Annotated in this window: 13 protein-coding genes; 8 read left to right on the top strand and 5 right to left on the bottom strand. The window is 46.9% G+C overall.

What is annotated here, in order from left to right; translation table 11 throughout:
* Positions 1-239: 239 nt before the first annotated feature.
* Positions 240-497 (bottom strand): DUF1289 domain-containing protein, encoded by a 258-nt coding sequence (locus tag ACZ2XM_RS14860; protein WP_490589740.1) that lies wholly within the window; start codon positions 495-497, stop codon positions 240-242.
* Between the two features lie 198 nt (positions 498-695).
* Here ACZ2XM_RS14860 and ACZ2XM_RS14855 point away from each other — a divergent pair, with 198 nt between their 5' ends.
* The 3 genes from ACZ2XM_RS14855 (at position 696) to ACZ2XM_RS14845 (ending at position 4,050) form a co-directional block, all read left to right on the top strand.
* Positions 696-1,307 (top strand): YqiA/YcfP family alpha/beta fold hydrolase, encoded by a 612-nt coding sequence (locus tag ACZ2XM_RS14855; protein ID WP_490589739.1) that lies wholly within the window; start codon positions 696-698, stop codon positions 1,305-1,307.
* 148 nt (positions 1,308-1,455) lie between these two features.
* On the top strand, positions 1,456-3,345 hold the full coding sequence (parE, locus tag ACZ2XM_RS14850) for a DNA topoisomerase IV subunit B (protein WP_490589738.1): 1,890 nt from the start codon (positions 1,456-1,458) through the stop codon (positions 3,343-3,345).
* Positions 3,346-3,396: 51 nt separating this feature from the next.
* Complete coding sequence (locus ACZ2XM_RS14845) at positions 3,397-4,050, top strand: lysophospholipid acyltransferase family protein (RefSeq protein ID WP_490589737.1); 654 nt, start codon at positions 3,397-3,399, stop codon at positions 4,048-4,050.
* 133 nt (positions 4,051-4,183) lie between these two features.
* On the opposite strand, the gene budC is transcribed toward ACZ2XM_RS14845, so the two are convergent.
* Both budC and ACZ2XM_RS14835 read right to left on the bottom strand, forming a co-directional pair.
* Complete coding sequence (budC, locus tag ACZ2XM_RS14840) at positions 4,184-4,969, bottom strand: meso-2,3-butanediol dehydrogenase (protein WP_490589736.1); 786 nt, start codon at positions 4,967-4,969, stop codon at positions 4,184-4,186.
* A gap of 337 nt (positions 4,970-5,306) precedes the next feature.
* Positions 5,307-6,932 carry a mechanosensitive ion channel gene (locus ACZ2XM_RS14835; protein ID WP_490589735.1) on the bottom strand — a complete coding sequence of 542 codons (1,626 nt, stop codon included), beginning with the start codon at positions 6,930-6,932 and terminating at the stop codon, positions 5,307-5,309.
* A gap of 525 nt (positions 6,933-7,457) precedes the next feature.
* Between ACZ2XM_RS14835 and bamJ the strand changes: the two genes are divergently transcribed.
* Positions 7,458-8,183, top strand: a complete 726-nt coding sequence (gene bamJ / locus ACZ2XM_RS14830; protein ID WP_490589734.1) for a BamJ family beta-barrel-assembly machinery protein — start codon at positions 7,458-7,460, stop codon at positions 8,181-8,183.
* 134 nt (positions 8,184-8,317) lie between these two features.
* On the opposite strand, the gene argA is transcribed toward bamJ, so the two are convergent.
* Positions 8,318-9,640: an amino-acid N-acetyltransferase gene (gene argA, locus ACZ2XM_RS14825; RefSeq protein ID WP_490589742.1), complete on the bottom strand. Its 1,323-nt coding sequence runs from the start codon at positions 9,638-9,640 to the stop codon at positions 8,318-8,320.
* 584 nt (positions 9,641-10,224) lie between these two features.
* Between argA and ACZ2XM_RS14820 the strand changes: the two genes are divergently transcribed.
* Positions 10,225-10,830: a hypothetical protein gene (locus ACZ2XM_RS14820; protein WP_490589733.1), complete on the top strand. Its 606-nt coding sequence runs from the start codon at positions 10,225-10,227 to the stop codon at positions 10,828-10,830.
* A gap of 129 nt (positions 10,831-10,959) precedes the next feature.
* Here ACZ2XM_RS14820 and ACZ2XM_RS14815 read toward each other — a convergent pair whose 3' ends face one another.
* Entirely contained in the window at positions 10,960-11,979 is a 1,020-nt protein-coding gene (locus ACZ2XM_RS14815; RefSeq protein WP_490589732.1) for a patatin-like phospholipase family protein, read from the bottom strand.
* Positions 11,980-12,294: 315 nt separating this feature from the next.
* On the opposite strand from ACZ2XM_RS14815, the gene recG reads away from it, so the two are divergent.
* From recG to ACZ2XM_RS14800, 3 genes are all read left to right on the top strand, one after another.
* The gene (gene recG / locus ACZ2XM_RS14810) at positions 12,295-14,586 is read left to right on the top strand and encodes an ATP-dependent DNA helicase RecG (RefSeq protein WP_490589731.1); all 2,292 of its coding nucleotides are present in this window, start codon (positions 12,295-12,297) and stop codon (positions 14,584-14,586) included.
* 467 nt (positions 14,587-15,053) lie between these two features.
* A complete protein-coding gene (locus ACZ2XM_RS14805) occupies positions 15,054-16,415 on the top strand; it encodes an efflux RND transporter periplasmic adaptor subunit (RefSeq protein ID WP_490589730.1) in 1,362 nt (453 codons plus the stop codon).
* Between the two features lie 24 nt (positions 16,416-16,439).
* On the top strand, positions 16,440-19,550 hold the full coding sequence (locus ACZ2XM_RS14800) for an efflux RND transporter permease subunit (protein WP_490589729.1): 3,111 nt from the start codon (positions 16,440-16,442) through the stop codon (positions 19,548-19,550).
* Positions 19,551-19,699: the final 149 nt, after the last annotated feature.

Raw genomic sequence — 19,699 nt, 5'->3', positions numbered from 1 at the left:
CAGAAGTGAAACGTCTTAGCGCCAATGGTAGTGTGGTTCGCCCATGTGAGAGTAGGTCATCGTCAGCTCCCTATACCTTGATTAGCCCCTTAACTTAATTGTTAAGGGGCTTTTCTTTGCCTGCAGTTCAGTATCTATAGTTCTAAATTAAAAAGCCCCCTTTGCTCACGCACCGGGGGCTTTTTATTGTTTAATTGCAATCCATCCCAGCCTTCCTTTAAAAAAGGCAGGGGCTGTCTCTAAAACAAATCACCAACCTCATCTTCCCCAAAATCAAAGCCCAGCTGCTCCTGTTTGCGCCTACGCATCTGCTCAATACGTTGCCGACGACCCACTATCAGCCGTAATACTTCGCGGCGCTGTTCATTAGTCATCTGAAACCACATTTGCCGCTCAGGGCGGCTGCGTAGACAGCCGAAGCAATACCCTTTCTTATTGCTTCGGCAGACGCCAACGCAAGGGTTTTCAACGGCAAAGAGCTCAATTTGGTTTTGCATGACGACTCTATGTCTACGAATAAATTTAAAAGGGTGTATTAATTATAAAGCGAAAGCAGTATCTAGCACAGTTAGAATAAGGCCTTCCTATTTTGTTAATATTATCATGGATTAAAGCGTGATAATCTTTAGGCAACACGGAATAAACACAGCTTTATTAAAAAGTGGTTTTTCATTAACTGATATGAAGAGAAAGATATGAAAATCATTTATATTCATGGATTAGACAGCTCTGCTAACTCTATGAAAGGTCTCATGTTAGAAACCTACTGTGCAGCGCATCATCCTGATATTGAAGTAGTATGTCCTGATTTAAATGTGCCCCCTTCACAAGTCTTTAAGTTATTGTGCGAGTTAGTAGGGAAAAAAGAGCAAACAAGTTCCACTTTATTAATGGGCAGTTCATTGGGTGGGTATTTTACCACCCTAGTCAGTAATCATATGGGTTGCCCTGCGGTGTTGTTAAATCCTAGTACACAACCGCATATTAGTCTGCAGCGGTTTTTGCAAGGCCAGCCTGAGACTGTTGATGCGGATACGGTTATTTATCAGTCTACCGGCGGTTGGCAGATAACGCCGGCTCATTTAGCGTGGTTTGCTGAGCATTGCTTAACAGCGGTTAGTCACCCTAAAAAGGTACTGGCTTGGATTAAAGCCGGTGATGAGCTATTAAACCCAGAGATTGCCACGGATTTTTATCGGCAGAAGGGAGCAAAAGTGGTGCTGCAGGAAGGAGGGGATCATCGGATGACTGACTTTGCTGAGCTATTACCGATATTATTACCAAAAGCCTTGAGTTTACTGGCTTAACCTGTTGCGGTTGCAAGTTCATTACTAACGACATTAACTGTCGTGACTGTTGATTTGACCCCGATATCTTAGGCAATATTCGTTATAATAAGCTCATAGAAAACTTTAGTTAAGCATCTCAGCTGCCCGCAAGGCAAAGGATACCACCGTGAATCAATATAACGCCCAATCACTTGAAGTCTTAGAGGGACTGGAGCCGGTCCGTCGCCGTCCTGGTATGTATACGGATACCACGCGTCCCAACCATTTGGCGCAAGAGGTCATAGACAACTCGGTAGATGAAGCGTTAGCCGGCTATGCCAAAACCATTAAAGTACAGCTGTATGAAGACGGCTCGCTATCGGTAGAAGATGATGGCCGTGGTATGCCGACAGATATTCATCCTGAATTTAACCAATCGGGTATCGAGCTGATATTTACCCGCTTGCATGCTGGGGGTAAATTTTCTACCAGCAACTATCAGGTGTCTGGTGGTTTGCACGGTGTGGGTATTTCGGTCGTCAATGCGCTGTCAAAACGCGTAGAGGTCTCGGTTTGGCGCGATAGTACGCAATATGATATGGCTTTCGAAAACGGCGCTCCGGTGACAGAACTTACCGAGTCGGTGAGCCCTAATAAACGTAAGCGTGGTACTAAGGTACGCTTTTGGGTGGATGGCTCTTTCTTTGATTCGCCGAAATTTAGTGTCAAACAGCTCAAGCATAACCTTAAAGCCAAGGCCGTGTTATCAGCAGGTTTAAGAATTGAGTTTATTGATGATATTAATAACGATAAAGTCGTTTGGCAGTTTGCCGATGGCGTGGTTGAGTACCTTGATGAACAATTAGATGGTCTTGAGACGCTGCCACCAGAGCCGTTTTATTTTAGTTATGAAGCCAAGCAAGGCGAGCGAGCAGGGGTGACCTTTGCGCTATCGTGGTTACCTGAGGGCGGTACTCCGATTCAAGAGAGTTACGTGAACCTAATCCCCACTGCACAGGGCGGTACCCACGTTAATGGTCTGCGTACTGGTATTTTAGAAGCACTGCGTGAGTTTTGTGATATTCATAACTTATTGCCACGTAATGTGAAGTTGACCGGTGAAGACATTTGGGATGGCGTCAACTATATTCTATCGTTGAAGTTTTCTGAGCCGCAGTTCTCTGGTCAGACGAAAGAGCGCTTATCAAGTCGTGAGGCAGCAGCAGCCGTACAAGCCCAAGCAAAGGATGCCTTTAGCTTATGGCTCAACCAACATGCTGATTTGGGCGCACAGATTGCCGAATTGGCCATTTCTAAAGCAGGCACTCGTCTTAAATCAGCCAAAAAAGTAGCGCGTAAGAAGATTACGCAAGGGCCGGCTTTGCCAGGTAAATTAGCGGATTGTCGTGGTAATTTACGCGATGGTGCGGAGTTATTCTTGGTAGAAGGGGACTCGGCAGGGGGCAGTGCCAAACAAGCACGTGACCGCCATTTCCAAGCGATTTTACCGTTAAAAGGTAAGATCCTAAACACTTGGGAAGTATCGCCTGATACGGTATTGGCGAGCCAAGAGATTCATGACATTGCCATTGCTATTGGGGTAGACCCGGCATCGGATGACTTGTCTGAACTGCGCTACGATAAGGTCTGTATCCTAGCCGATGCGGACTCGGATGGGTTGCATATTGCCACGTTAATTTGTGCTTTATTCGTCAAGCATTTCCCAGCCTTAGTAGATGCTGGTCATTTGTTTGTCGCTATGCCGCCTTTGTACCGTATTGATGTGGGCAAAGAGGTGCATTATGCGTTGGATGAGAGCGAATTGACACAGATTTTGAGCGCAGTACCGGGTAATAAGAAACCGCAGATTACCCGCTTTAAAGGCTTGGGTGAAATGAGCGCTGAGCAGCTGCGGGATACTACTTTGAACCCTGATACCCGCCGTTTGGTGCAATTGGATATGGATGATATGCACTTAACCAATAGCGTCATGGATATGCTGCTTGCCAAAAAACGCTCTTCGGATCGTAAGTCGTGGTTAGAGTCTAAAGGGGACTTGGCTGATATTGTGGTATGATAACAGTTGTTTACTGTAATTTAACTGGGCCTAATTAGCATAGAGACTTATATGACTGACCCTCAATATCCAAAGTTTACTCGCAGTCCTTTGACCCGTAAAAAGTTAGGCGATAAAGTCCCTAGACGGGGCGGTATCATTGCACCACCAATCGCGAAAGCGGTACTAAAGGTACTGGGTTGGAAGGTCGTTGGCGATATTCCGAATGTGCCTAAAGCAGTATTCTTAGCTTTGCCCCATACCTCAAATATTGATGGACTGTTTGCTATTCCCTCGATATTAGCGTTAGATTTAGATATTAAAATAATGGGCAAAGAAAGCCTGTTTAAAGTGCCCGTTTTATCCCCATTTTTACGGTGGGCAGGTATTATTCCTATCGATCGGGGTAAAAAGGGTTCGGTATTACAAACCAGCATCGATCGTTTTAAGTCGGAAAAGCCTTTATTACTAGGGCTATCTCCTGAAGGAACGCGCGCTTATACCAAAGAGTGGAAGACCGGGTTCTATTACATTGCTGCAGGAGCTGGAGTTCCTATCGTACCGGTAGCTATGGACTATAAAACCAAAGAAGTGCGTTTTATGCAGCCCGTATTACCCACAGGCGATATCAAGAAGGACATGTCTAAGATACTTGAGCAGTATAAAGGGGTGGTCCCTAAACACCCTGAGCGCTTATCTCAACCGCTAAAAGATGTGAATAAGTGATGACTTAAGCTGTCATTAGCCTAAATCTAACTTATAGCGCAAAAAAACCCTTAGCCTAATTCAATAAGCTAAGGGTTTTTTTATGACTAATACTAAATGATTGATAATAAATTATTTATACTAATTTTTAGCGTTAAAACTGCGGCTGACCATTCGAGGCACTAACACCACCATCGACTGGTAGATCAACGCCCGTAATCATAGCGGCATCTTCACTCGCTAAGAAAGTGATAGCGGCAGCGATATCCTCTGGGGTCGCCAAACGGCCTAAGGGACAACGGGCTAAAAATTTCTCAATTTTTTCTTCATTGTCTTGTATCTTAGTCGTCATGTTGGTTTTAGTTACGCTTGGACTCACCGCATTGACACGCACGCCATCACGGCCATGATCCATCGCTAGCGTACGGGTTAGATTCGTAACCCCAGCTTTGGCGGCATTATACGCGGCCATATTCCAGTCCCCGCCCATACCCGACACAGAGGACACATTGATAATATTACCTTTGGACTTTATTAACGCTGGCATCGCAGCTTGGCACACATAAAAAGTCCCATTGAGATTCACATCTATAGCGCTTTGCCAGTCTTCAGCGCTCAGCTCAGTAATCTTACCCTGTACAGCTTTACCGGCATTATTCACCAACACGTCGATATGCTCAAACTTTTTGAGTACGTGGTCTATCATGGCGCGCACTTGGTGTTGTTGGCTGATATCACAGGTAATAATTTGATAGTTTTCTGAATGAATCCAAGTGGGATCTTGAGGAAACTGTTTGACGGTCTCTTCTAAAGTCTCAGTAGTGCGTCCTACTAGCACGAGACGCGCCCCTTCTTTGGCAAATCGAATAGCCGTTGCGCGGCCAATACCAGAGCCTGCCCCAGTGATAATAACGGTCTTTTCCTTGAAGCGTTTCATCATAGTGCTTTCCTTATTTTTGCGAATTATTGCTTAATGAATGGTTTTTATAAGTTTTATGCGCAGTTTGCGTCTTAGCCTATATATTTCTAAGGGTTATACAATCCATTGTAGAGCAAATAGCCCGTCTTTGACATTATGGGCTTAGTAACATCGCTATAAGGTGGCGGCTAACAGTCTCTGGCCTCATGGAATTTACCTAGAAAAAGCACGGTATGACCATCGCTATGGGCAGTCGCTGATTACTTACGCATAAAAAAAGACAGCCGTAGCTGTCTCTTTTATTTTAGTAAGACGGGCTATAACTCAGAGTTACAGCGAGCCTAGCAAACGTTTGAACTTATTTTAAATTATCATTGTCCAGTGCGCTTGGCGACGTTGGAACACCGATATCTAAAGTATTTACGTCAGTCTCTACCGTTGCTGCTGGAGCAGTGGTATCAGTAGTAGCGTTTTGAGTAGCCGAAGTATCCGTCGTCATTTTAGTGTGACGAGTCGTTTCAACTTTCAAACCAGTACGCTCTTCATCGACCTTGTCTTGTAGCTTACGCAATAGACGGGCAGCCGCTTCTTGACCACCAAGACCAAACGATAGGGCAAAGGCAACAGCCACAGCACCCAAAGTTAGACCGAAGGCTAGGTTCACGATAGAGTCAGCAATACCCATCGCTTTTAGACCCATAGCTAATACTAGGCCCATGATAAGGACGCGAACGATGTTGGCTAGGAATGGAGAACCCTGCTCAGAACGCTCAACGATACCGGCGATAAGGTTGGCTAACCAGAAACCGATGAATAGGATAACTGCACCAAGGATGATGCTGGCACCGAAGTCGATGAACATCAAGATAAGCGCACTAATGGCTTCAAAGTTCAGTAAGTCAGCGGCAGCGATAGCAGCAAACAACATAGCAAAGAATAAGATAGCATGACCGACTAAGTCAGAGATGCGCGTTGAACCCATAGTTTGTGCTAGGCCAACTTTCTCAGGTAATTGGTTTATTTGAGTATTCTCAAGCAAGCCTTTTACGATGTTTGCAACCATACGAACTACGAAGTAAGTCACCACTAGAATCGCAACTGCCATAAAGATGTTTGGCAGAGCTTCCATGATTTTATTTAGCATATTGGTCGCAGGGCGCACAATAGCTTCAACTTTTAGGGCTTCTAAAGCCGCTAAAATCGTTGGGATGATAACCACTAAAAACGCTAAAGAACCAGCGATGTTAGGGATGCTGTTTTGGTTGCTTAGACCGGCTTTAGATGCCAATTCTTGCACATTAAAAGTAGAAACTAAGTTGACCACGATGCCGCGAACGACTTTGGCGATGATGTAACCGACAAAGAAGACCACACCAGCTAAGATTAGGTTAGGGAGGAAGTCAAAAATCTTATTAACCATATTCGTCAATGGCGCAAATAAGCCGTCAAGCTCAAGTTGGCCGAGGACCATAGTAAGGACAACCAGCAAAATGAACCAGTACACCATATCGGCGATCGTGGTACTCATTGGCTTCATGCCCGCTTCAGCGCTTAAACGCTCATCCATGCTCGTCTTAGACAACGCAGCATTGAGGGCCGTACGCGCGATAGTCGCGATAACCCAACCGATAATACCCACAGCGATAGCGCCAATGAGGTTAGGGATGAAACCTAAAACTTGACCGACCATATTAGCAAAAGGAGCTGAAATAGAGTTAAGGTTTAGCTGGTTTAGCGCTGCTGAAATAGCAATGATGAAAATAAACCAGAAGATAATTTTGGAGATGATACCCTCGAGGTCATAAGTCTTACCCGTCGAAGTATTCATACGTTGATTTAGATTAATGCGAGCCAGTACGTTACGGACTAAGGCTGCAATACCTAGAGCTACCAACCATCCTAGAACGAAAATCAAAATCGCGCCAATGATGGAGCCGATAGGGCCACCAAGGTAGTTATTAAATGATACAAACATGTGATCCATGTTGTTCTCCTAGTGAGATAAAGTCATAGGACAACTGCAGGCCAAAAAATGGGTGACTACAGGTCCATGTTGTTATGAGCTTGTTGTTGTCTTTAGTGCAAAAAACATGAAAGTGAATAACATGAAATTTTGTTAGGTGAAAGCCTGCAAAACTATGGAATAGCTTATTAGTTTGGTTAAACAACCTTACTATTAACTCCAATGTTACCATAAAGAAAAGTTAGGTATTTACAAAACTCCTTTACTCTAACTAACATCAGGCTAATATGGAAGTTAGAATACGACATACGCCCCATATAACAGATAAAACCCCGCTGTATAGGTAGGCGCTGATAACAAAAATATAACATTAATGCAAGCGATTTTGGCAAAACGTAGCTTGCTGAGTGTAGATTTGCTATGATTGCGCACATATAAAGGCGTGGTTATAGACGAATAAGCGTGGCTCGCCACTGCTAAAAGCTGTTGACCACTTTATAAGTCAGACCACCCGTTAAACTTCTATTGAAATAAGATGAGATCTTTATGAAAGCAAATACTACCCTTGTATTAAGTGCCTTAACTAGCGCAGTTTTGTTAGTGACGGGTTGTAGTGCCAATAACAGCAATAAAGCGGCCCAATCGGTCACGATCACCGAGCAAAGCCCAGAGATAGAAAAAGTAGGCTATAGCATCGGTTACATGATGGCTGACAGCAATAAAGACATGGTCGGCGATTTAGACTTAGACACTTTTGAGCTAGGCTTCCGTGACGGCTATGAAGGTAAAGATGCTGCTTTGACCGAAGAGCAAATGATCAAAATTTTGACTGAGTATCAGCAGAAGAAAGAAAAAGAAATGGTCACTGAAATGCAAGGCAAAGCAGAAGACAATAAGAAAAAGGGCGCTGAATATTTAGCAGCCAATGCTAAAAAAGCAGGTTTTAAAACCACTGAGTCAGGCCTACAGTATAAAGTGATCACTGAAGGTACTGGTAAATCACCAAAAGCTACTGACGTGGTGAAAGTAGATTACGAAGGTAAGTTGATCGACGGTACAGTATTCGACAGCTCTTATGAGCGTGGCGAGCCCGTTGAGTTCCCATTGAACCAAGTCATCGCTGGCTGGACTGAAGGTCTACAGTTGATGAAAGAAGGCGGTAAGTACGAATTCGTTATCCCTTCAGAGTTAGCTTATGGCGAGACGGGCAACCAAGGCATCGATCCAAACAGCACTTTGCTATTCACGGTTGAGCTAAAAGAAGTTAAATAAGCGGCATAAGGGCTAGAAACATCAGTTTTTAGCAAACGATCTCTTTTTAGCACGCTAGACCATAAAAAAGCCCCCAATATTCAATATCGGGGGCTTTTTGCTGTGAGTCAGAAAAGGCTAACTAGCGTGCCTAACTACAGCAATTTTTGGAAGACTTTAGAGTTACGGCCATTATGATAGACCTCACGACGAGCCGATGGTAATTCGTCTGCGGAAACTTCAACAAAGCCTTGCTCAACAAACCAATGCGCCGTGCGAGTGGTTAAGACAAATAGTTTATAGAGGCTGTGACTGCGGGCTTGCTGCTCTAAGAAAGCTAGCAGGTCGGCCCCGCGGCTACCATTGCGATATTCAGGGTGTACAGCGACGCAAGCAACTTCAGCGGAAGCATCGTCAAGCGGGTAGAGGGCAGCACAGCCTAAAATCATACCATCACGCTCGATTACACTATAGTTTTCAATCTCTTGCTCAAGACGCTCCCGAGTCCTTTTGACTAAGATGCCTTGCTCTTCTAACGGCTTGATTAACTCTACTAGACCCACGACATCATCAATATCTGCGCGACGAATCTCTTCATACGGGTCATGACTAATCAAGGTGCCTGAGCCATCGCGGGTGAACAGTTCTTCTAATAAAGCGCCATCTTTAGCATATGAGATAATATGGGTGCGATGAACCCCTTGACGGCAAGCTAAGCTGGCACAGTATAAGAAGTAATTAATCTCAAGATTGGTATCGCGGTCGCGTAAGAAACGATCGACTTCATTTGGAATCATTTCATGCAATAAGCGCTCGCCATCGCTAATACCGGACTGCTCGCCTAAGAAAATCAGCTTATCGGCATTCAACGCTACCGCAGCTTTCAAAGCGACATCTTCAGCAAGTAAGTTAAAGACTTCGCCCGTGGCGGAATACCCCATCGAGCCTAGGATCACCATGTGATTATGGGCTAAGTTATTTTTGATGGCATCGACATCGATGGAGCGCACTTCACCGGTCATTTGGTAATCTACCCCATCACGGACGCCGTAAGGACGGGCGGTCACGAAGTTGCCCGATACTGCATCAATGCGTGAGCCATACATAGGGGAGTTGGCCAGACCCATAGACAACTGGGCCTCTATCTGCAAACGAATGGCCCCTACAGCCTCTAAGATGTGCGGCATAGCCTCGCGTGGCGTTACGCGCACCCCATCACATAATGGAGAGCTGATATTGGCTTGCTCTACGTTGCGCTCGATTTGTGGTCGCGCACCATGCACCAGCACCAGCTTAATACCTAAGCTGTGAAGCAAAGCAAAATCATGAATCAACGTGCTAAAAGTCGGATGGTTGACCGCTTCCCCGCCAAACATAATCACGAAGGTTTTGCCTCGGTGAGTGTTGATGTAGGGGGCAGAATTACGGAACCATTGGATATATTCTGGGTTAATCTGTGGCATGGCGCTAGTCGTCATCATCAAAGTCAAAAAAGTAAGTGGCAGTTATTTTATTAGAGCGGCGCTAAATTCTATTTTCTTTGAGCAGTAGGCTCAAGCGGGTTAGCAATTTTTAGCGAGCTGAGCACGAAATGATAGTGCTGTTGCAGGCGTGCCGCTCCAAAATAACGAGAGGATAAAAAAGTAAGGAGATATTCTACCCAGTCTTTAGGCGCAATAAAAAGTGGGTATAAGTGTGAATTACCATAGCAAAATTCCTCAGTCTGGGCTATCTTTTTATTAAGGTTGCTATGAATCAATCCTACTTTTGCTGAGCCGTTTTACGGCGCTTTATGGGCTAGTAGGTCACTACTCAGCACACTATAGACACTAAAGAGCAGTAAGCGTTTATTAGCGTCACTAACTGCGTCTGACACATAACCTAAACACGCGGCTTATATACAGCTAAGTGGTTTTTGCTATGCTAAGAATACACTGTTAATATCCCTGATAAACCTTCTATAATGAGCCTAAAGATACTGTCTGCATAAAAACAAGGACAGTCTATCCAAGATTTGCTACAGTGATTCAACTCTAAGACATTTAAAGGAATTAATAACATCATGATGACACCACAACACTCTGCCAATGCTACCTCTACTGTATTTAGCAAGCGTCGTTTAGCGGCGGCCTTTACTGGTACGCTACTTAGTGCCGCGCTAATCACCCAAGCCTCTGCGATGCTACCTACCCCTGAATCGGAATTGAATAATCCAAGCTCAGCTGAAACGGCGGCCATCGCTCAGCAAAATACCCAAGCTGCCACGGGTAACGCGGCTGCAGTTACCAGTAAAATTACTGCGGCTTTGGTCAGTGTGGATGCCAATGGCCAAGAGACTTTAGCTCCTGTTAATGCCAATACGCGTTTGCAGTCTGGCAACGTCTTGGAATATCACGCCTATTTTACCAATACCAATAAAGACCGCGTCCGTAAAATGACGGTGACAGTAGGGGTGCCTGAGCAAGTAGAATTGCTACGTGTGGTTTCTCCAGAATTTCCTTTAGGCAGTGTGGATGGCAAGACGTTTGCCCGCATGCCGCTACAAGGGGTCATCGACGGTACTCGTCAAGAAATTCCTTTGAAATTCTATAAAGGCGTGCGTTGGGATATCGAAGGTCTAGGCCTAAACGAGACCACTGTAGTGAAATACCGCGCTAAGGTGAAATAGGTTTTGCTAAAATAGTGAAATGATTAAGTAGAAAAAAGGCTCCCAATCAATAGATTAGGAGCCTTTTTACGTTACGCCAATTAGGAATAGAAGTGGTTTTTGCTAGCTACTGTGCCATCAAGCTGCCATTTATTTAATATCAGGATTAATAGCCGCTTTAGCAATGGCTTCGGCAATAGCGGCAAGTTTTTCATTGGCCGCCTTTTCACCAGCGGTAATGGTCTCGGCACGCCGTGACGTATCTACTGAGCTAATATGGGCGACTTTAGGCCGGATGATGACATCGGCGCGATTGACTTCCCCTTGGCTGACCGGCAGACCGCCTTGGCTATATTTGCCTTTAGCAGTGCCGTCTTTAGCAGTATTTTGCATCGCGACGTAGCTCTGCTCCATCATCGACCAGATATTACGTTGACCGTCTGCCTTACTGGTGGAGGTGGCATCAGTAATATCAACCGCAATCACCACATCGGCACCGAGGGCGCGCGCCGCATCGACCGGCACTAGACTGCTTACGCCACCATCGACGTATTTTTTACCGACTTGCTCGGGAATGCGCGGGGCAATAAACACGTTAGGCACGCTGCATGAGGCTTGGACTATCAAGCCGGTATTGCCACTGGTAAAGACGGCTTGTTTGCCCGTATGCTTTTCGGTAGCGACTGCTGCAAAACGGATAGGCAGCGCTTCAATAGGACGCTGACCGACTTGGGCGTTCACAAAGTCTTTGAGTTTCACCCCTTCAATAATGCCTTGATAAGCTAGGGTGAAGTCTGTCAATTCATTGTCTGTCGTCGTTAACGCTAGATGCTCAAGGTGATTGGCAGTCATGCCACTGGCGTAAAGGCTACCGACAAAGCTGCCGACACTGCTGCCGACGATTAAGTCAGGCTTGATACCGCGGGCCTCTAACGCCTTGATGACGCCAACATGAGCAAAGCCTTTGGCACCGCCACCCCCTAACACTAAGGCGATAACTGGTTTAGTCGGTTTGAGCGTCTGCATGGGGGTGTCGTAAATCGAGGTCGTCGTACACGAGGTTGTCATGAGTAAAACCCCGGCACTCAACCCCATCTTGGCCACACGAGTGCCGCGCGTCCAAGTACTCTTCAGGTTAAAGCTAGTGCTACGGGACCACCATCTCAACATAATACTCGCCTGTTATCTTTCGCTAGTCTATAGACAGTCAGCATTAGGGTAGCTGACATTACCATTACTAATTTTATCGTACTAAAATGTAGGGTGTTAGTAAAATTTGCGTAAGCGTAGCATATCTTACCGTTCATCGGGATAATATATCCGTTAATATTCGGATAAGTGAAAGTTTTTGCTGTTTTCCTGAGTCCTCAACTTATTTTACGCTCAGCATTATTAATTTAACGCCGTTTTCTTGTCTCCACCGCCCATTTGCGCCACTATAGAGCTGTACCTTTTGCGACCAACTTTAATGAGTGTTGAGCCCTTATGACTGCTTCTGTTGAGACTGCTGCTAATTCTGCTACCGCTAATGCGCCCTCTGCCGTCGATTTGCCGGTAAGTGCGCTGGCAGGGGTGGGTGTCAAAGTCGAGGGGCAGTTAGCACAACTGCATATTGCGCGAATTTTTGATTTGTTATTGCATTTGCCCCGCGATTACGAAGATCGCAGTCGTCTCGTCACGATGCGCGATTTAGAGCATGGCCAATCTGCTTTGGTTGAAGGTGAGGTCGTGCATGTGGATAATAATCGTGGCGGTATGACGGTGATTGTAGAGGATGAGACCGGACGAGTCTCACTGCGTTTTTTTAAAGTCTATAGCAGCCTGATTCAAACCATGGCATTAGGTATGCGGCTGCGACTGTTTGGTGAGGTAAAGCTAACGCGCTACGGCTTACAGATGGCGCACCCTGAGTATAGTGTCGTCACTAGAGGGGCGGCGGTGGATAATACCGGGCTGCAGCCCATTTATCCGGCAGTTAAAGGACTGCACCAAAATAAACTGCGCACTCTTATTAAGTTGGCATTGCAGCTGGTTCGCCAGCAAGGCTTACCGTTGACCGTATTTAACGCTGCCGATTGGCAGTCTGTCAGCGGGCTCAGAACGGCGCCGCTAACGCCAGGCAGTATGCAAGATGCGGACTTAACAGACGCAACCGATATGTTTGCGACGTTGGCCAATGCCTTTGCTCGCGATAAGCCAGCCACGACGCTGTCTGAGCAAGAAAAACAAATTCAAACCGCTATTTATGGTCTCAGCCTATTTGAAGCCTTAACCCTTATCCATACCCCGCCTATCCATACTGATATCGGTCAGCAAACCCAACGTTTACTGCAGTTAAAAGAACGCAGTCATCCGGCTTGCCAGCGTCTCATCATTGAAGAGTTGACGGCGCATCAGCTCAGTATGCTGTACCGTCGTCAACAACTCCATCAGCATAAAGCCCCGAAGTGCGATGAGGACAGCCCATTAGCGGCTAAGTTATTAGCCAATTTACCCTTTAGTTTGACAGGCGCTCAGCAGCGGGTGGTCAAAGAAATCACCAGTGATATGGCGACCTCGATACCGATGTTGCGACTGGTTCAAGGAGATGTGGGCGCGGGCAAGACCTTAGTGGCCGCACTGGCCGCTTGCTATGCTTTAGATAGCGGCTGGCAAGTTGCCGTCATGGCACCGACCGAAATCTTAGCCGAGCAGCATCTTATTAATTTTAAAAGTTGGTTTGAACCCTTAGAGATAGGGGTGGGCTGGCTCGCGGGTAAGCAAACCGCCAAACAACGGCGAGAAGCCTTAGCTGCGGTCGTCGATAATGAAGTACAAATCGTGGTCGGTACCCATGCGTTATTCCAAGATAAAGTCCAGTTTGCCAAGTTGGGTTTGGTCATCATCGATGAGCAGCATCGCTTTGGCGTTGAGCAACGGATGGCACTGACCAGCAAAGGCGTCTCTGGCAGTACGCCGCATCAGCTAATTATGACCGCGACCCCCATTCCGCGCACCTTAGCCATGAGTGCCTATGGCGATATGGACACCTCTATCATTGATGAGTTGCCGCCGGGTCGCACCCCTATTAAAACCGTAACGATAGATAGAAACCGTCGCGATGAAGTGATTGCCCGAATCGCGGCCAATTGCGCGCAGGGCAAACAAGCTTACTGGGTCTGTTCCTTGGTAGAGGAGTCGAGTATATTGGATGCGCAAGCCGCGGAAGCCACCTATGCCGATTTGGCTGAGCGCTTGGATATCCGCATTGGGCTCGTGCATGGCAAGATGAAAGGCATAGAGAAACAGGCCGTGATGAAAGCCTTTAAAGAAGGTGAGCTAGATTTACTGGTCGCCACTACCGTGATTGAGGTTGGGGTCGATGTGCCCAATGCCTCGTTGATGGTCATTGAAAATGCCGAGCGCTTGGGATTATCGCAGTTGCACCAGCTGCGTGGCCGAGTAGGGCGGGGCTCTGAGAAGAGCTTTTGTGTCCTACTGTATCAGACGCCGTTGTCAGAGACGGGTACCGAGCGCTTAAATGTGCTACGCGATAGCAGCGATGGCTTTGTTATTGCCCAAAAAGATTTGCAATTGCGTGGTCCCGGTGAGCTGCTCGGCAAACGCCAGACTGGTAATATCGGCTATTACGTGTCTGATTTAGCTAGGGATGAAAACTTATTAATGATCGCCCGTACTCTGGCTGAACGTCTAATCAGCGCTCCTGAGCGCAAGCAAGACGTAGGCTTATTGATTGAGCGTTGGATGCCGGAGGCGAGCAAATATACCAATGTGTAAGCGACTATAAGCTATAGCTTAAAATAAGTTTGGTAACGCAAAGCCTGTTATTCATATAAGTTATCTATGCTATGTTTTTATAGCTATTATGCGATATCATTAGTAATAATAAGGTGGACTCGGGATTTATCAGGCATACGTGACGATAAAGGTATGATTTGGTAGGCTAAAGTAATATTTTTAAGGCTCAAGAGGCCAGCGTAAATGACCTCTAATCTAGTGAATAAGCCAGCAATTGTGCTTACAGCAACTTGCAATACGCCCGCTATAATTCGAGTATAATTTTCAGCAATCTGTTTGTATTGTTACGAGCTAAAAAAGTGACCAGCTAGAAAATTACTAGCTAAAGCGCTAGCAGCTGTAGCCCTATTATTTATATTTCACTGCGTTTTTATTGGGTTTCTGTTGAATTCGCCATCACGTTCTTAGCGTAGCCCTCATTTAACACAGCCGGTTTAGAGAATATCATGAGTCAAGATCCCCATCTATCCAAGACCCCTAAATCTGAAGATCAGTCGTCACCTAACCTCGATAAGGGGCCGGTCACTGACACAACTTCAGAGACTATATCGCCGCCATCTTATAGAAAAACGGCCAACAGCACGCAGCGCTGGAAATGGCTACTGCCTCTCATGCTATTAATGTTAGGTATTGGCTTGCTGGCGGGTAAATTGTGGGGTGAAAAACAAGCCGCTGAGCAGCTAGAGACTGCTACAGATTCAGGGGCTGCTAACTCGCCGCAACCTGTGCCAGCAGGAGTTACAGATACTGCTCCAGAAACAGGCAATCAAAAGCCCGTCTTAACCGTAGAGATTGTCACGCCCGAGCAAGCGGTCATCGACAATGCGCTCAGTGCTGATGGGACGATTGGGCCTAAAGATATCGCTACTGTGTTTGGTAAAGTCGATGGGGTAACGATTGATCAGGTGTTGGTACAAGAAGGCACGCAGGTCAAACAAGGGCAAGTCTTGGCTGTGTTTGATACTGATGCCATGCAGCAGCAACGCGTACAAGCGCAAGCGGATTTGGCTGAAGCGCAGACCAGTCTCACCGTAGCGCGTGCGGACGCTGAACGGGTCATTCCTTTGCTGGATATCGACGCGGTCAGTAAGCAAGAAGTGGATCGCTATATCGCTACCGCCAATCAAGCGGCAGCCTCTGTTGAAGCGGCAAAAGCGCGCCTCAGCAACCAAACCTTGAATTTAAACAATGCGAAAGTCACGGCGCCAGTCAGCGGCGTGATTAGCGAAAAAACCGCCAACGTGGGTAGCGTACCGGGTCAAGAGCCCTTATTCACTATTATCGAAAATGGCGTCTTAGAGTGGCAAGCCCAGGTCGACCCCGATAAATTGGGTGCAATCAATGTTGGCACGCCAGTACAAGTGAGCTTACCGAATAATAAAAGCGTGATGGGAGAGGTCAGCCGTATCGCACCAACCGCAGAGAAAGGTAGCCGTCAGGTTAGCGTCTATGCCACTTTAGCCAAGAGTCCTTTAGTGCGTTCGGGCATGTACCAACGCGGTAGCTTTATGCTCGGCGGTGAAGGCAAGCAAGTGTTACCCATTAGTGCCATTATCACGGAAGATGGCTACGACTATGTCATGCTAGTCAATCAAGAGAAAGCCGATAATGGCGAGACTGTCTACCGGATTAAGAAAGAAAAAGTAAGCTTAGGCGAGCGTCAAGGTGATCAAGTCATCGTGACCAAACCGTTGGCTAAAGATGTCGCTGTTGTGCGCCAAGGCGGCGGTTTCTTAAATGATGGCGATATCGTCCGTATAGCTGAAATTGAAGCGACCAATCAGCCCAAACGTGCTGCTAATAAGTAGCCAGTAGGATAATAGGAAAACTTCATGAGCTTAAACGTCTCGGCTTATTCCATCAGAAACCCGCTCGTCGCTATCTTACTGTTTATCCTGCTCACTTTGGGCGGGATTTATGGTTTTATGCAAATGAAGGTGCAGCAGTTTCCCGATATTGATTTTCCGGGAGTCGTCGTGACGGTGACTTTACCCGGTGCTGCACCCAGTCAGCTTGAAAATGATGTGGCTAAGAAAATCGAAAACAAACTGGCGAGTATTGAAGGCATCAAACATATGCGGACTACCCTGCAAACGGGAGCTGCAACGATAGCGACTGAGTTTGTGCTGGAAAAAGACATTCAAGAAGCGGTAGACGATGTGCGCTCAGCGGTAGGAGAGGTGCGTGGCGATTTACCGGCGGCGGCCAATGACCCGATTATCTCTAAGCTAACCACAGCCGGCTTACCGGTAGTGACTTATTCGGTCTCCGCCAAAGATATGAGTGTGGAAGACCTCTCTTGGTTTGTAGACGATACCGTCAATAAGCGTCTCTCTGACATAAAAGGCGTCAGTAAAGTGGAACGGGTCGGCGGTTTGCAGCGGCAAATTACCGTAGCCGTAGACCCAGCCAGCCTCAACGCTCTGCAATTGCCTATCGCACAACTCTCACAGCAAATTGCGGGTATTCAACAAGATACTTCAGGCGGTCAAGCCGAAGTCGGCAATAATAAGCAAACCATTCGCGTATTAGGTGCAGTAGAAAACGCCCGTGAGCTGAATGAACTACAGATTGCCGTCCCAGTGGGCGGTACGCAGAGTTTGGGCAGCATGGCGACCGTTACCGATGGTCCAGCTGACCCTAGCTCAGTGGCGCTACTCGATGGTGAGACAGTAGTTGCCTTTAACGTGAGTCGGGCGCGCGGCGCTAGTGAAGTCGACGTCGTAAAGATGGTCGATGCTGAATTGGCAAAAATGCGCAAAGACTTACCCAATTACACCATTACCAAAGTTTATGACCGCGCCACACCCGTCGAGCAAGACTATAACGCTTCGTTAAAAATGCTGATTGAAGGTGGGGTGTTAGCGGTTATTGTGGTCTTTATATTCCTACGTAACGTGCGGGCGACTATCGTGGCTGCTGTGGCCTTACCGCTATCGGTCATTCCTACCTTTTTAGCGATGTACCTATTTGATTTCAGTCTGAATATTATCAGCTTACTGGCGTTATCTCTGGTCATTGGTGTACTGGTCGATGATGCTATCGTTGAGGTTGAGAACATCATGCGGCATTTACGGATGGGCAAGACGCCGTATGCCGCGGCGATGGAAGCTGCCGATGAGATTGGCTTAGCGGTCGTTGCGACGACCTTTACTTTGATTGCAGTATTCCTACCCACGGCCTTTATGAGTGGCGTAGTCGGCCAGTTTTTCCGTCAGTTTGGTTGGACAGCGGCGCTCGCTATCTTCGCGTCATTGTTAGTGGCGCGTCTGATTACGCCGATGATGGCGGCTTATATGTTGCGTCCAGAAAAGCACCATGTGGAGAAAAAAGGCCGGCTTATGCAGGCTTATTTAAAAACCGTAAGTTGGACTATTCATCATCGTTGGATCACTTTAGGTATCACCTTAGCGTTATTTGCCGCGTCGCTTAGCTTAATACAGTTCTTACCCACCACTTTTATTCCGGATAACGATATTAACCAATCGCGTGTGGGCATTGAACTCACACCGGATGCAAGCTTGGCCGATACTATGCGCATTAGTGAGCTGGCGCGTGAGCGAATCATGCAAATCGATGGGGTAGAGGGGGTTTTAAGCGCGGTCGGTGCCCCGCAAGCGGCGAGCTTAGACTCGCGCGATAATAGTGGTAATGCCGAGAACGCTGCCAGTCTTGATATTGTCTTAGCACCCCGTACCACCCGCAGAAGTAAGACTGAAATTGAACGAGAAATTACCAACACGTTGGCAGCCGTACCAAGTGCTAGATTTGAAGTGGGGCTAGCCAGTGGTGGTGAGACCGGTTATAGCTTTGCGCTCACCAGTACCAACGCTGATGTGTTAGAGCAAACCGCTCAGCAAGTCATGAGCGAAATCCGCGCGCTACCTATGGCCGGTGATGTGACGAGTAATCGCAGTTTACCGCGCCAAGAGTTGGCAGTGACGCCTGATCGCTTGGCGATGGCCGATCGCGGCGTGACTACTCAAGGTATCGCCGATACGTTACGTGTCGCGACAGTGGGGGATTATGAGCAAGCCTTATCTAAGTTGAATTTAGATACTCGCCAAATCCCTATCGTCGTCCGCTTACCTGATGAAGCCAAAGATAACGTCAGCCAATTGGGTGATCTATTTCTCCCCAGTAGCCGCACTGATGGCAGCGGGGCGCGTATTGCCGAAGTGGCGAAGCTTGATTTTGGTACCGGTCCCTCCGAAGTATTGCGCTTTGATAGAGAGCGGTCTATTAATATCAGCGTACAAGTGGGGGATGGCGAGCTTGGGGGCTTGATTGAAGCAGTGAAAGCAACCCCGTCACTACAGCAATTGCCAGACTCCATTTCTATCATCGATCAAGGTCAGGCTGAGAGCATGGCGGAGCTGTTTAGTGGTTTCCTTATCGCCATCTCTGTTGGGATTATCTGTATCTTTGGCGTGTTGATTCTCTTGTTTGGCAAGGTATTGCAGCCGTTGACCATTTTGATGGCCTTACCGTTGTCTATTGGCGGCGCTTTTGTTGGTCTGGTCATTACCGGCAGTAGTCTGTCGATGCCGTCGATGATTGGCTTTATTATGCTGATGGGGATTGCGACGAAAAACTCGATTCTCTTGGTAGACTATGCGATTTTGGCGCAGCGTGATCACGGCTTAAACCGCTTTGATGCCTTGCTCGATGCTTGTTATAAACGGGCACGGCCTATCATCATGACTACTATTGCGATGGGGGCAGGCATGATGCCGCTGGTATTAGGTTGGGGAGAGGCTGACCCTACTTTCCGGCAACCTATGGCGGCAGCGGTCATTGGCGGGCTAGTCACGTCAACGCTACTGAGCCTGATCGTGATTCCAATGGTATATACCTTTATGGATGATATTTCCAATTGGTTTGCCAATTGGTTACGTCCGCATGGCGCTGAGGAGCATGAGGTGGGAGACAAGGTGTCTTAAGCTTTGCGCCTTTAGCCTGATTACTATAAGCCTGACTAAAGCACAAAAACCGATCTAATATTTTATTAGGTCGGTTTTTTTATAGGCCTGATTTCACACCAAATTTTTAGTTAAAGGCCATTAACCAAGAACTCATACCAGTATTCTTA

Source organism: Psychrobacter sp. CoH-33_TS_01, from assembly GCF_058189395.1.
The sequence above is the reverse complement of the archived record's forward strand: the minus strand, read 5'-3'. Positions and strand labels throughout refer to the sequence as shown.